This window comes from Pseudomonas sp. PA27(2017), from assembly GCF_001945445.1.
Taxonomy (GTDB): domain Bacteria; phylum Pseudomonadota; class Gammaproteobacteria; order Pseudomonadales; family Pseudomonadaceae; genus Aquipseudomonas.
Window position 1 is genome coordinate 16,501 of the sequence record NZ_MSXW01000024.1, and the last position, 13,650, is coordinate 30,150.

A 13,650-nucleotide genomic window follows, 5' to 3' on the forward strand; every position below is an offset into this window, starting at 1 on the left:
TCTCGGCTTGGCTGCGCCGTCAGCCGCGCAGCATTTCCTCGGTCATGCGTTTTTCTTCAATCAGCTCTTTCTGGCGCGCATCGATGCGCGAGGCCATCTGGAAGTTGTTGGCCGCACGGCGCTTGGCGAAGTCGAGCTGCTCGATGGCCTGGTTGAAATCGCCGACCAGAGCGAAGTATTCGGCGCGGGCCTGATGCAGGCCGATGGTGTTGCCGCTCAGCCCGCGCACTTCCGCCACCTGATACCAGACATCCGGATCCTTCATGCGCCGCTTGAGCAGGTCATTGAGCGCCTGTTCGGCGTCGGTGATCTTGCGTTGCTTGAGCAGCAGGTCGATGCGCGCCTGATTCACTGGGTAGTTGTTGGGATACAGCTCTAGCATGCGGGTGACGCGCTGCTCGGTAGCCGGCAGGCGATTGGCCGCCGAGTCCAGGCTGATCTGCGCCAGGTTGTAGGTGATGTCGTTGGGTGCCTTTTGCAGCAGCGGCGCGAGCACGTCACGCGCTTCGTCGAACTGGCCGCCCTTGATCAGGGCAATGGCCAGGCCGTAGCGGGCTGCATCCATGTTCGGGCTCTCATCGAGCTGGGCGCGGAAGCGCTTGGCGGCGATGCCGGGCGTTTCTTCGTAGGTTAACTGAACGCGGGTGCGCATCAGCTGATAGCGCAGGCTGTCTTCGGTGCCGCCGCCCGGGAACTGTTCCGCGCGGTTGCGGGTGTCGGCGATCCGCGACTCGGACACCGGGTGCGTCAGCAGGAATTCCGGCGGCATGCGGTCGTAGCGGTACTGGCGCATCAGGCGCTCGAACATGCTCGGCATCGAGCGCGGGTCGTAGCCGGCCTTCTCCAGGTTCACCAGGCCGATCCGGTCGGCTTCCTGCTCGTTCTGCCGCGAGAAGCGCCGTTGTTCCTGGATGGCGGCGGCCTGGGTCGAGGCGATGGCGGCAATACCGGCATCGCCGGCCCCGGCTGCGGCCGCGACGATACCAGCGAGCATCGCCGCCATCACTGGCAGCTGCATGCGCTGCTGAGCTTCCAGGCCGCGGGCGAAGTGGCGCTGCGACAAGTGCGCCAGTTCGTGGGCCAGTACCGAGGCGTATTCGCCTTCGGTCTGCGCATAGAGGAACAGACCGCCGTTGACGCCGATGATCCCGCCGGGTGCGGCGAAGGCGTTGATCTGCGGGCTGTTGAGCAACACGAATTCGAGGCGCCGGTCCTGTACCTGGCTGGTTTCGGCCAGTCGGTAGACGCTGCTTTCGACGAAATCCTTGAGCTGCGGATCTGACAGCTGGCTGACCTGGCCACGCACGATGCTCAGCCAGGCGCGGCCCAACTGGTATTCCTGTTGCGGCGACACCAGCGCGGAGCTGGCATCGCCGAGGGAGGGCAGGTCGCTGGCCATGGCCGGTTGTGCCAGCAGGCAGGCGAGCGTCAGCAGGGTGGGGCGCAGAACATTCATGCACAAGGCTCTTGTTTGATCAGTGCCGTACTGTAGCCGGGCAGGCACTTGCCTGACCAGCGCCGACGGGCCATGGGTTATGCTGTGTGCCGGTAAACGGGAGGGGCTTATGAGTGATGTGTCGGGTTGGCAGGGCGAACATCAGGCCGAGCTGGACGCCTGTGGGCTGAATTGCCCGCTGCCGCTGCTCAAGGCCAAGGTGGCGCTCAATGGCCTGGCCAGCGGCGAGGTGCTCAAGGTGTCGGCTACGGATGCCGGATCGCAGCGCGACTTTCGTGCGTTCGCGCGACTGGCGGGTCATGCGTTGCTGCGCGAGGAAACTGAGGGCGAGGTGTTTCGTTACTGGCTGCGCAAGGCATAACTTTAGCGCCACTGCGTAGAGCGCCACTGCGTAGAATGAAAAATGCCGCTCGAGAGCGGCATTTTTCATATGTATCAGACTTTGTTCAGGGCCTGAGCAGCGGCCAGCACTTCGTCGACATGGCCGGGTACTTTCACCCCGCGCCATTGCTGACGCAGCACGCCATGCTTGTCGATCAGAAAGGTGCTGCGGTCGATGCCCAGGTATTCCTTGCCGTAGAGCTTCTTGAGTTTGATCACGTCGAACAGGCCGCAGACGCTTTCGTCCTTGTCCGAGATCAGCTCGAAGGGAAAGCCCTGCTTGGCCTTGAAGTTCTCGTGGGTCTTCAGGCTGTCGCGCGATACCCCGACGATCACCGTATTGGCGGCGGTGAAGGCCGCGTGGGCATCGCGAAAACCCTGGCCCTGGGTGGTGCAGCCCGGGGTGTTGTCCTTCGGGTAGAAGTAGATCACCAACTGCTTGCCCTGGCAGGCCGCCAGGTTGAAATCGCCACCGGTGGCCGGGGCGCTGAAGTCGGGAACGGGGGCGTCGATGGCGATGGCCATGGGGCAGGGCTCCTTAAGGATTCTGGGGGCGCCAGGGTTCGATCAGGGCATCCAGGTTCAGCGCGTCGGCGAAGTCCAGGAACTGGTCGCGCAACCAGCTGATCTGGGTGCCGGCTGGCAGGGTGACGGTCAGCGTGGCGTTGAGCATGGTGCCGCCGGTCTGTGGCGCCTGGTAGGTGTCGCAGGTCAGCGCTTCGAGCTCGACGCGATGGTCGATGAAGAACTGGCACAGTTCGTTGAGGATGTCCGGGCGGTACACCGAACTGACGTAAGCCACGTAGGGCAGCGCCTGGGGACGCACTTCCTGGGCGGCGCTGCGGATCACGTTGGCGGTGAACTCGTGCTTCTTGGCCAGGGCGGGCAGGCCGGCTTCCAGTCGCGCCAGGGCGTCCCAGTTGCCAGAGAGCTGCAACACCAGCGCGCTGAGTTCGCCGTGACGGCTCAGGCGCGTGCTGATGACCGCGCAGCGGTTTTCATGGCTGGCCCGGCACAGCACATTGGTCAGCTCCATGGCGTTGCTGCCAAGCGCACTGATGACGAGGAATTGTTCGCGAACTGGGGGGGTGGACATGCAGCCTTCCTAAACGTTGGACGCCCGGCGCTATAAACAGCGCCAAACAAACTCGCAGGGTAGCGAAAAGCGCTCGCCAGGGGAATGACCTGATGGGGTCGGGCGCGCGTAATGCCAGTAATCACAGCCACCTGGTCGCTTGTGCAAGGCTGGTGGCGCCAGTACCATTACGGCTCTCTTTTTCGGCAGGAGCGGTTGCATGATTGCGGGCAGTATGGTGGCACTGGTCACGCCCATGGATGCGCAGGGTAATCTCGACTGGGAGGCCCTGAGCAAACTGGTGGACTTCCACCTGCAAGAGGGCACCCATGCCATCGTCGCGGTCGGCACTACCGGCGAGTCGGCGACGCTCGATGTCAACGAGCACATCGAAGTCATCCGCCGCGTGGTGGATCAGGTCGCCGGGCGCATTCCGGTCATTGCCGGCACCGGCGCCAACTCCACCCGCGAAGCGGTCGAGCTGACCCAGAATGCCAAGACCGCCGGCGCCGATGCTTGCCTGCTGGTCACCCCGTACTACAATCGGCCGACTCAGGAAGGCCTGTACCTGCACTTCCGCCATATCGCCGAAGCCGTGGCCATCCCGCAGATTCTCTACAACGTGCCGGGCCGTACCGCCTGCGACATGCTGCCGGAAACCGTCGAGCGGCTGGCCAAGGTCGACAACATCATCGGCATCAAGGAAGCCACCGGCGACCTGCAGCGTGCCCGTGACATCCTCGACCGCGTGGGCTCCAACTTCAGCCTGTACTCCGGCGACGACCCGACCGCTGTCGAGTTGATCCTGCTCGGTGGCAAGGGCAACATCTCGGTGACCGCCAACGTGGCGCCGCGTGCCATGAGCGACATGTGCACGGCTGCCATGCGTGGTGAAGCGGCGATCGCCCGCGCCATCAACGACCGCCTGATGCCCCTGCACAAGAACCTGTTCATCGAAGCCAATCCGATTCCGGTGAAGTGGGCCCTGAATGAAATGGGCATGATGGCCGACGGCATTCGCTTGCCGCTGACCTGGTTGAGCCCCCGTTGTCACGAACCGCTGCGTCAGGCCCTGCGCCAGTCCGGTGTATTGGTCTAATCGAGGAACTACGACGCATGAAGCGACTGGCCGGACTTTCCGCACTTGCCCTGATCATCACCAGCACCAGTGGCTGTGGCTGGATCTGGGGTGAAAATGGCTACTTCCGCGACCGCGGCAGTGACTACCTGAGCGCGCGGCAGACCGCGCCGATGCAACTGCCCGCCGACGTCGAAGCCAAGCGCCTCGACCCGTTGCTGCCGGTTCCCCAGCAGATTCGCGACAGCGAGGCCAAGGGCGAGTACGAAGTGCCGCGCCCGCAGGCGCTGGCCGTCAGCGACAACGTCAGCGAGTTCAGCCTGCAGAACAGCGGCGACTCCAGCTGGCTGGTCGCCCAGCGCGTGCCGGCCGAAGTATGGCCAGGTGCTCGTCAGTTCTTCGAAGACGGCGGCTTCCGCATCGTCGACGAGCGCCCGCAGACCGGTGAATTCAGCACCGACTGGCAGCGCTTCGACGCGCTGTCCAGCAGCATGCAGAGCCGCCTGACCGGCCGCGTCGGTGGCCTGGACGGCAACACCGAAACCCGCGTGCACGTGCGCCTCGAGCCTGGCGTGCAGCGCAATACCAGCGAAATCTTCGTGGTTACCGCGCAGCGCCCGGCAGGCAGCAATACCGACGTGCCGTTCACCGAACGCAGCGTCAACAAGACCCTGGACGCCGCCCTGCTCGACGAACTGCAGGCGAGCCTGACTCGCAGCACGGAGCAGGGCGGTTCGGTTTCGCTGCTGGCCGGCCGCGACTTCGATGCGCCGAACCGCGTAGCGCTGTCGCAGGACGGCAACGGTAACCCGATCCTCAACCTGAGCACCGACTTCGACCGCGCCTGGTCTGGTGTCGGCCGTTCGCTGCGCATGGCCGACCTGCGCGTCGACGACATCAACCGCACGCTGGGCGTGTACTACGTCAACCTCGCCGAAGGCCCGCAGCGCAGCAACGAGAAGCCTGGCTTCTTCAAGCGCATGTTCGGCGGTTCGGAAGACAAGGACGCCATCGAGGCACGCGCCGAGCGCTATCAGGTACGCCTGACCGCCGTAGGCGACACCGTGCAGGTGACCGTCGAGAAGGACATCAACACCGTGGCGCCGGCCGACGTGGCCCGCCGCGTGCTGGACATGATCCAGGAGAACCTCGGCTAGGCATTCCTGGCACGCGGTTGGCGATAGGCGAAACCCCATGGGGTTTCGCCTTTTGTTTTCACAGGCAGGGCGTTTCCCTGTCGACCCTTAAGCCGTGGCGCGTCCGTTCGACGCCGTGCGGTGCGACATTCACGCGACGAGGCGGATCTCGACATGACCACACCTTCCCTGAGCCTGAAAAAGATCTATTCGGGCAAAGTCCGCGACCTTTACGAGATCGACGACAAGCGCATGCTGATGGTCGCCACTGATCGCCTGTCGGCCTTCGACGTGATCCTCGAGCAGCCGATTCCGGACAAGGGCAAGATCCTCACCGCCATCTCCAATTTCTGGTTCGACAAGCTCGCCCACGTGGTGCCCAACCACTTCACCGGTGATCGCGTCGAAGACGTGGTGCCGGCTGCCGAACTGCCGCTTGTCCAGGGTCGCGCCGTGGTCGCCAAACGCTTGAAACCGGTCGCCGTGGAAGCCATCGTGCGCGGCTACATCGTCGGCTCCGGCTGGAAGGAATACCAGAAGAGCGGCACCGTGTGCGGCATCGCGCTTCCGGTCGGCCTGAAGGAAGCGGCCAAGCTGCCCGAGCCGATCTTCACCCCGTCGACCAAGGCCGCCGTGGGCGACCATGACGAGAACATCAGCTTCGCCCAGTGCGAAACGATCATCGGTGTCGAGCTGGCTGCCAAGGTGCGTGACACCTCCATCGCCCTGTACAAGGCAGCGGTGGAATACGCCGCCACCCGCGGCATCATCATCGCCGACACCAAGTTCGAATTCGGCCTCGACGAAGACGGCACCCTGACCTTGATGGACGAGGTGCTGACGCCTGATTCCAGCCGCTTCTGGCCTGCCGACAGCTACGCCGAAGGCACCAACCCGCCGAGCTTCGACAAGCAGTTCGTGCGCAACTGGCTGGAGTCCACCGGCTGGAACAAGGAGCCGCCGGCCCCGGCCGTACCGGCCGATGTCGCCCAGAAGACCGCCGACAAGTACCGCGAAGCGCTGACCCGGCTCACCGCCTGATCACGCGTTGCCAACGCAGACGCCGCCGTTGCCGAAAGGAAACGGCGGCGTTTTCGTTCTGCCCGCCCCAAGCCAAATCCAGCTGGTGCGTCCCGCAGCGTGCGAGTTTGGCGTTCGCGAGGGCCGCGTCGCAGCCTTTTCTCGCCGTGGCGCTTGGTGTAGGTTAGTGCGTGGGTGCCACCGCAGTTGCGGCAAGGCAGGTTCATTTCCGTGCTGGTCGGGCCGCCAGCGCAGAGCACACGCCGCATGATTCCAGTCTTCTCTCGCCAGTTCTTTCCCTTGCATCCGCACATGTTTTTCACCGTTTCCCAGACTCGCACTGAAGCCTCGATGGGAGCCGCCGAGCGATGAGCCAGTTGGAGTCGGACCAGGAAAGCGGTCCCCGTTATCTCGGCTACGCGCGCGCCAGTGAGACCCCCAATCTGCTCAGCCAGCTGTTCGGCCTGGAACTGGCGGGCTGTACCCGGCTGGTGTCCGAGCAGACCAAGAACAACTGGCGCAACCGCCCGGAATTGACCCGCCTGCTCAGCGAACTGGGCCCTGGCGACGTGCTCACCGTCACCAAGCTCGATCGCCTGGCGCGCAGCACCCGGGAGCTGCTGGAAATCGCCGAGCGCATTCATATCAGTGGCGCAGGCCTGCGCAGCCTGTCCGAACCCTGGGCGGACACCACCACCGAGAATGGCCTTGCCGTGCTGGCAGTCTTCGCCGGCATCGTCGAATTCGAGCGCTCTCTGATTCTCGAGCGAACCAAGGACGGCCGTGAGGCGGCCAAGGCGCGCGGCGTGAAATTCGGCGCCAAGCCGACGCTGACCAACGAGCAGATCGACGAGGCGAAACGGCTGATCGATCAGGAAGGCCGGTCGGTCGATCAAGCGGCCAAGGCGCTCAACGTGCATCGCTCTACGCTTTATCGGGCGTTGCGGCGGGTGGAGAAGCAGTAACCCCAAGAACGCTATCCACTCGCGCATGTGCCTATAAGTCGGGCATCAGCCTCGCAAGGTGAGCAGCGACTCGATGGTCGCGGTGGAGCCACCGCATACGATGACCAGTACGTTGTTCAACTCAGCCAGGGAAGTCTTGCTTCCATACAGCACTGCCAGGGCTGCGCCACAGGCTGGCTCGACCAGGGTGCGGTGATCGTTCAGGTAGGCCAGGCAAGCCTCCACGGCCTCTCGATCCGAGACCTGAACAGGTATCACGGGCCGCTCTTCTGACACTTCGAAGGCTCTTCGGCAAACCTGACGCGCTGCAAGGGAGGTCGCGACCCCGGAAACCGCCGGGATCTCCACGAGCTGGCCTGCGCTGATGGAGGCCTGCAGCGATGCGGTTCCCTGTGTCTCGACCGCATAGATCGGCACATTGACGAGGCCATTGCGACGCAAGCCTTCATCGACGCCGGCCAGGAGGCCGCCACCGCCGACAGAGAGCACAACGGCATCCGGGCGTAGGCTGTCGGCGACGACCTCATCGATCATCGATGCATGACCGGTCCACAGAAGCGGATCGTCGAAGGGATGGATAAAGGCGTCAGCTGCCGTCTGCAAGGAACGCGCAAGCTCGTTGGCCTCGAACCAGGACTCGCCGTGAACGATCACTTCAGCCCCTTCCAGCTTGAGCAGGGTTCGTGCGCGCTCCGAACTCGTCTGCGGAACGACCACGATAACCGGTACACCCAGGCGACGCCCGGCATAGGCGACGGCGAGCCCGGCATTGCCGCCCGAGGACGAAATGAAGCGCTCGGCACCCCTTGCGTGGTGTTGCTCACAGGCGAAGCCAACGCCGCGAATCTTGAAGGACCCGCCTGGTTGCATGGCCTCCATCTTCATCCACACCTTGGTACCGACACGGTTACTCAGGCGCAGCGATTCCAGAAGAGGGGTCTTGATGCTCAGCGACATGCTTTCAACTCCGTGTAATGGCTTAACTCGGTTCATGGCCTGCGGATGTGATACTTACAGCTGGATTCTCGCCTCGTTCGTCGAGCGCGGGCCTGCGCTTTTCCAGGATTTTTCAAGGCCGACACGATAACGCGTCGACAGGAAGTGGCGACAAGAATACTTGCTCATCCGCAGAGGGATAAGCTGGGCAGGTTCACTTCGACAGCGGCCACGAGAGTCCTGGCGTCACTTCTCATCTCTTCCGCAAACAGCCGTGTCGCTCCGTCAGCCTTGGGCTGACGGGCTATTCGGAGTTTTCTGCAAAAACTCCAGAGCTTTCCGCAAGAAGCCGTAACCGATCTGCCTCTAAATTCCGCCATCCGCTTCTGCAAGCCTGTGATCGCCAGATCCTCGTATCTGGGCTAGACCCAAAGCAGGGGTACCCCATAGATAATCCCTACAAGAGGATGGGCGTGATGTTCAAAGCCAGCCAGGTCTTGCAGCCGGAGTTTGTCGCGCAGATATCCGCCGCCAGAGCCGCCGATTTCTTTCCCGCCATCAGTGCAAACTACAACGTCGACGAAACCGCGTACCTGGAGGAGCTGCTCAAGCTCGCCGATCCCGGTGCCGCCGGTATCGAGGGCATCCGTCAGCAGGCGCGTAGCCTGATTCAGGACGTGCGCGGCCGCGACAATGCGGTCGACACCCTCGATGCCCTGCTGCGCCAGTACAGCCTGGATACCCAGGAAGGCCTGATGCTGATGTGCCTGGCCGAGGCGCTGTTGCGCGTGCCGGATGCCAGCACCGCCGATGCGCTGATTCGCGACAAGCTCAGCGCCGCCGAGTGGGAGCGGCACCTAGGCAAGAGCGACAACGTGCTGGTCAACTTCGCGGCCTGGGGCCTGGTGATGACCGGCAAGGTGGTCGATCCGCACGCTGCCGACGGGCGCCCGAAGAAGGTGCTCGGCCGCCTCATCCAGCGTTCCGGCGAGCCGGTGATTCGCGCGGCGATGAACCAGGCCATGAAGCTGATGGGCAAGCAGTTCGTGCTCGGTCGCACCATCAGCGAGGCGCTGAAGAACGGTCGCCCGGAACGCGAAAAGGGCTACACCTATTCTTTCGACATGCTTGGCGAAGCGGCCCTGACCGCCGAAGACGCCGAGAAATACATGGCCGACTACCGCAAGGCCATCGACACCGTCGGCGCCGAGCCCCAGGTCGGCCCAGGCCCGAAGCCGTCGATCTCGATCAAGCTCTCTGCGCTACACCCGCGTTATGAAACGGCCCAGCGCGAGCGCGTGCTCAGCGAGCTGTTCGCCAACGTGCGCGAGCTGGCCATCCGCGCGCGCAAGCTTAACGTCGGCATCTCGGTGGACGCCGAAGAGGCGGATCGCCTCGAACTGTCCCTGGAGCTTTACGAAAAGCTGCTGCGCGATCCGGCCATCGCCGGCTGGGGCGAGTTCGGCCTGGTGATCCAGGCGTACTCCAAGCGCTGCCTGCCGGTGCTGGTGTGGCTGACCCTGCTGGGCCGCGAGTTGGGCGAGAAAATGCCGTTGCGTCTGGTCAAGGGCGCCTACTGGGACAGCGAGATCAAGCAGTGCCAGGTGTGGGGCCTCGACGGCTACCCGGTGTTCACCCGCAAGGAGGGCACCGACACCTCGTATCTGGCCTGCGCGCGCTATCTGCTCAGCGATTTCACTCGCGGCGTCATCTACCCGCAGTTCGCCAGCCACAACGCCCATACCGTCAGTTGCATCCTGGCCATGGCCGCCGAGCAGGCGTCGCCGCGCGAGTTCGAGTTCCAGCGCCTACACGGCATGGGCGACGCGCTGTACGACACGGTGCTGGAGAAGCACCGCAAGACCGTACGCATCTACGCCCCTGTCGGCGCCCACAAGGATCTGCTGCCGTATCTGGTGCGACGCCTGCTGGAGAACGGTGCCAACTCGTCGTTCGTGCACCAGTTGGTCGACCCGAGCGTACCGGTCGAGTCGCTGATCGATCACCCGGTCACCCAGCTGCGCAAGTTCGCCAGCCTCGCCAATAACAAAATCCCGCTGCCGCCTGCGCTGTACGGGGCCACACGGAAAAACTCCCAAGGCATCAACATGAACATCCAGACATCGCTGACCGAACTCGAAAACGCCTACCGTCCGCAGTTGGATCGCCAGTGGCAGGCGGCGCCGGTGATCAATGGCCAGACCCTGAGCGGCACCGCTCAGGAGGTTCGCTGCCCGTATGATCTGAACAAGGTGGTCGGCACCGCCCAGTTCGCCACCGCCGCCCAGGCCGCCCAGGCGCTGGATGGCCTGAGCGCTGCCTGGCCGAACTGGAATGCCACCACCATCGACGCCCGTGCCAGCGTGCTCGAGCGCCTGGCCGACCTGCTGGAAAAACACCGTGCCGAGTTGATGGCGCTGTGCACCGTGGAAGCCGGCAAGTCGATGCAGGACGGCATCGACGAGGTGCGCGAGGCAGTCGACTTCTGCCGTTACTACGCCCAGCAGGCGCGCCTGAAACTGGGTCGCGAAGAACTCAAGGGCCCGACCGGCGAGCGCAACGAGCTGTTCCATGAAGGCCGCGGCATTTTCGTTTGCGTGAGCCCTTGGAACTTCCCGCTGGCCATCTACCTCGGTCAGATCACTGCTGCCCTGGTGGCCGGCAACGTGGTGCTGGCCAAGCCGGCCGAGCAGACCAGCCTGATCGCTGCCCGTGCCCTGGAACTGATGTTCGAAGCCGGCCTGCCGAAAGACGTGATCGCCTTCCTGCCGGGCGACGGCGCCACCCTGGGCGGCGTGTTCTGCCGCGACCCGCGCGTGGCCGGCGTGTGCTTCACCGGCTCCACCGACACGGCGCGGATCATCAACCGCCAGTTGGCCGAGAAGGACGGCATGATCGCCACCCTGATCGCCGAGACCGGCGGCCAGAACGCGATGATCGTCGACTCCACCGCACTGCCCGAGCAGGTGGTCAAGGATGCCGTCGGCTCGGCCTTCACCAGCGCCGGCCAGCGTTGCTCGGCCCTGCGCGTGCTGTACGTGCAGCGCGATATCGCCGACCGCGTGATCGACCTGCTCAAGGGCGCCATGGCCGAACTGAAGATCGGCCCGACCCACCTGCGTGAGAACGACATCGGCCCGGTGATCGATGCCGAGGCCCGCGAAGGCCTGCTGGTGCATATCGACCAGCTGAAAGGTAAGGGTAAGCTGATCGCCGAGGCTGCGGTGGCAGGCGACCTGAACGGTTATTTCGTCGCGCCGGTGGCCTTCGAGATCGGCGGCATTCACGAACTGAAGAAAGAACAGTTCGGCCCGGTGCTGCACGTGGTGCGCTACGACGCTGGCGATCTGGAGAAGGTCGTGGCAGCCATCAACGCCACCGGTTACGGATTGACCCTTGGCATTCACAGCCGAAACGAGGAAACTGCCGCCCGCATCGAAGCCCTGGCGCGTGTCGGCAACCTGTACGTGAACCGCAACCAGATCGGTGCGGTGGTCGGCGTGCAGCCGTTCGGCGGTTGCGGCCTGTCCGGCACCGGCCCGAAGGCCGGCGGCCCGAGCTACTTGTTGCGCTTCGTCAACGAGCGCACCACCTCGGTGAACACCACGGCGGTGGGCGGAAACGCCTCATTGCTGTCGCTGGGCGACGAGTAACAGACAACGGGTGGGAATCGATGAGATTTCTGCCCGTTTTGCTATTGGAAGCCTCGAAAAACCACTGAGTTTTCAGAGGTGCCCTATTGGGGCTAACGCCCTGAATCGGTAACGCCGCCATGAGAGTGGCGTACCTGGAGCACGACCTTAGGGTCTGTCCGAAAAGTCTCCGAGCGCAGGTACTTTTCGTACAGAGCCTGGTCGTGATGTGCCAACTGGACCGGCTAATCCCCGGTTTGAATAAAAACAAACGAGAGGGGCTTTCCCCAATGACTGCAAGTACTCCCATGCTGGTCACCTTCGTGGTCTACATCCTGGCCATGGTGCTGATCGGATTCGTTGCCTACCGTGCGACCAAGAACTTCTCCGACTACATCCTCGGCGGTCGTAGCCTCGGTAGCTTCGTGACGGCGCTGTCCGCCGGTGCCTCGGACATGAGCGGCTGGCTGCTGATGGGCCTGCCGGGCGCCATCTTCATCGCCGGTATCTCGGAAAGCTGGATTGCCATCGGCCTGATCATCGGTGCCTGGCTGAACTGGCTGTTCGTCGCCGGTCGTTTGCGCGTGCACACCGAGCACAACAACAACGCCCTGACCCTGCCGGACTATTTCACCCACCGTTTCGAAGACAACAGCAAGGTGCTGCGTATCTTCTCGGCGCTGGTCATTCTGGTGTTCTTCACCATCTACTGCGCCTCGGGCGTGGTAGCCGGTGCGCGCCTGTTCGAATCCACCTTTGGCATGAGCTACGAGTCCGCACTGTGGGTTGGCGCAGCGGCCACCATTCTCTACGTGTTCGTAGGCGGCTTCCTGGCGGTGAGCTGGACCGACACCGTGCAGGCCACCATGATGATCTTCGCGCTGCTGATCACCCCGGTGTTCGTGATTCTTGCCCTGGGCGACTTCGATGCGGCGATGACCACCATCGAGCAGGCCAATCCGGCCAACTTCGACATGTTCCGCGGCCTGTCCTTCATCGCCATCGTGTCGCTGCTGGGCTGGGGCCTGGGCTATTTCGGCCAGCCGCACATCCTGGTGCGCTTCATGGCGGCCGATTCGGTCAAGTCGATTCCGGCGGCGCGCCGTATCGGCATGATCTGGATGATCCTGTGCCTGGCAGGTGCCGTGGCGGCCGGCTTCTTCGGCATCGCCTACTTCGCCAATAACCCCGACCTGGCTGGCCCGGTCAGTGAGAACGGCGAACGCGTGTTCATCGAACTGACCAAGATCCTCTTCAACCCATGGATCGCCGGTATCGTGTTGTCGGGCATCCTGGCGGCGGTAATGAGCACCCTGAGCTGCCAGCTGCTGGTGTGCTCCAGCGCCCTGACCGAAGACTTCTACAAGGCCTTCCTGCGCAAAGGCGCCAGCCAGACAGAACTGGTCTGGGTCGGCCGCCTGATGGTGCTGCTGATCGCCATCGTCGCCATCGCCATTGCCTACAACCCGGAAAGCAAGGTGCTGGGCCTGGTGTCCTACGCCTGGGCTGGTTTCGGCGCGGCCTTCGGCCCGGTGGTGATCCTGTCGCTGGTCTGGAAGGGCATGACCCGTAACGGCGCCCTGGCCGGCATGGTGGTCGGTGCGTTCACCGTGGTCATCTGGAAGGAGTTCATCGGTCTGGGTCTGTACGAGATCATCCCGGGCTTCATCCTCGCCACCCTGGCTATCGTCGTGTTCAGCAAGATCGGTCGCCCGGCCTCGCCAGCGATGGTCAAGCGCTTCGACGAAGCCGAGAAGGAATACCAGGACGCGCACATCTGATCGCGCCTGCGTAGTTTCGTCGAACGAAGGCCCGGACACTGTCCGTAATGCTGTTCACTTAAGCATTTGAGTCCAAGCCGGGGTTTCTAGAAAATCCGATACCAGCCTCCTGGTATCGGATTTTTTATGCCCATTCAGCAGCAACTGCTCGACCTCGGCGATCTCTTCAACTTCTCCGACCTCAGCACTT

11 protein-coding genes are annotated in these 13,650 nt (G+C 63.5%); 7 read left to right on the forward strand and 4 right to left on the reverse strand.

Annotated elements, in window-relative coordinates:
• Positions 1-19: 19 nt before the first annotated feature.
• Positions 20-1,456 carry a M48 family metalloprotease gene (locus BVH06_RS13395; RefSeq protein WP_075932101.1) on the reverse strand — a complete coding sequence of 479 codons (1,437 nt, stop codon included), beginning with the start codon at positions 1,454-1,456 and terminating at the stop codon, positions 20-22.
• A 109-nt stretch (positions 1,457-1,565) separates the two neighbouring features.
• Here BVH06_RS13395 and BVH06_RS13400 point away from each other — a divergent pair, with 109 nt between their 5' ends.
• Entirely contained in the window at positions 1,566-1,817 is a 252-nt protein-coding gene (locus BVH06_RS13400; protein WP_075932100.1) for a sulfurtransferase TusA family protein, read from the forward strand.
• Between the two features lie 74 nt (positions 1,818-1,891).
• On the opposite strand, the gene BVH06_RS13405 is transcribed toward BVH06_RS13400, so the two are convergent.
• Complete coding sequence (locus BVH06_RS13405; protein WP_075934374.1) at positions 1,892-2,362, reverse strand: peroxiredoxin; 471 nt, start codon at positions 2,360-2,362, stop codon at positions 1,892-1,894.
• A 13-nt stretch (positions 2,363-2,375) separates the two neighbouring features.
• The gene (locus BVH06_RS13410) at positions 2,376-2,933 is read right to left on the reverse strand and encodes a glycine cleavage system protein R (RefSeq protein ID WP_075932098.1); all 558 of its coding nucleotides are present in this window, start codon (positions 2,931-2,933) and stop codon (positions 2,376-2,378) included.
• 199 nt (positions 2,934-3,132) lie between these two features.
• Between BVH06_RS13410 and dapA the strand changes: the two genes are divergently transcribed.
• The 4 genes from dapA (at position 3,133) to BVH06_RS13430 (ending at position 7,111) form a co-directional block, all read left to right on the forward strand.
• Entirely contained in the window at positions 3,133-4,011 is an 879-nt protein-coding gene (gene dapA, locus BVH06_RS13415) for a 4-hydroxy-tetrahydrodipicolinate synthase (RefSeq protein WP_075932097.1), read from the forward strand.
• A gap of 17 nt (positions 4,012-4,028) precedes the next feature.
• On the forward strand, positions 4,029-5,147 hold the full coding sequence (bamC, locus tag BVH06_RS13420) for an outer membrane protein assembly factor BamC (RefSeq protein ID WP_075932096.1): 1,119 nt from the start codon (positions 4,029-4,031) through the stop codon (positions 5,145-5,147).
• 153 nt (positions 5,148-5,300) lie between these two features.
• Entirely contained in the window at positions 5,301-6,167 is an 867-nt protein-coding gene (locus tag BVH06_RS13425; RefSeq protein ID WP_075934375.1) for a phosphoribosylaminoimidazolesuccinocarboxamide synthase, read from the forward strand.
• A 347-nt stretch (positions 6,168-6,514) separates the two neighbouring features.
• Positions 6,515-7,111: a recombinase family protein gene (locus BVH06_RS13430; protein WP_075934376.1), complete on the forward strand. Its 597-nt coding sequence runs from the start codon at positions 6,515-6,517 to the stop codon at positions 7,109-7,111.
• A 45-nt stretch (positions 7,112-7,156) separates the two neighbouring features.
• Here BVH06_RS13430 and BVH06_RS13435 read toward each other — a convergent pair whose 3' ends face one another.
• Positions 7,157-8,068 (reverse strand): pyridoxal-phosphate dependent enzyme, encoded by a 912-nt coding sequence (locus BVH06_RS13435; protein ID WP_075934377.1) that lies wholly within the window; start codon positions 8,066-8,068, stop codon positions 7,157-7,159.
• Between the two features lie 455 nt (positions 8,069-8,523).
• On the opposite strand from BVH06_RS13435, the gene putA reads away from it, so the two are divergent.
• Together putA and putP are read left to right on the forward strand one after the other, a co-directional pair.
• Positions 8,524-11,700 (forward strand): bifunctional proline dehydrogenase/L-glutamate gamma-semialdehyde dehydrogenase PutA, encoded by a 3,177-nt coding sequence (gene putA / locus BVH06_RS13440; protein WP_075934378.1) that lies wholly within the window; start codon positions 8,524-8,526, stop codon positions 11,698-11,700.
• 269 nt (positions 11,701-11,969) lie between these two features.
• A complete protein-coding gene (gene putP, locus BVH06_RS13445) occupies positions 11,970-13,460 on the forward strand; it encodes a sodium/proline symporter PutP (RefSeq protein WP_075932091.1) in 1,491 nt (496 codons plus the stop codon).
• The last annotated feature ends 190 nt before the right edge of the window (positions 13,461-13,650 follow it).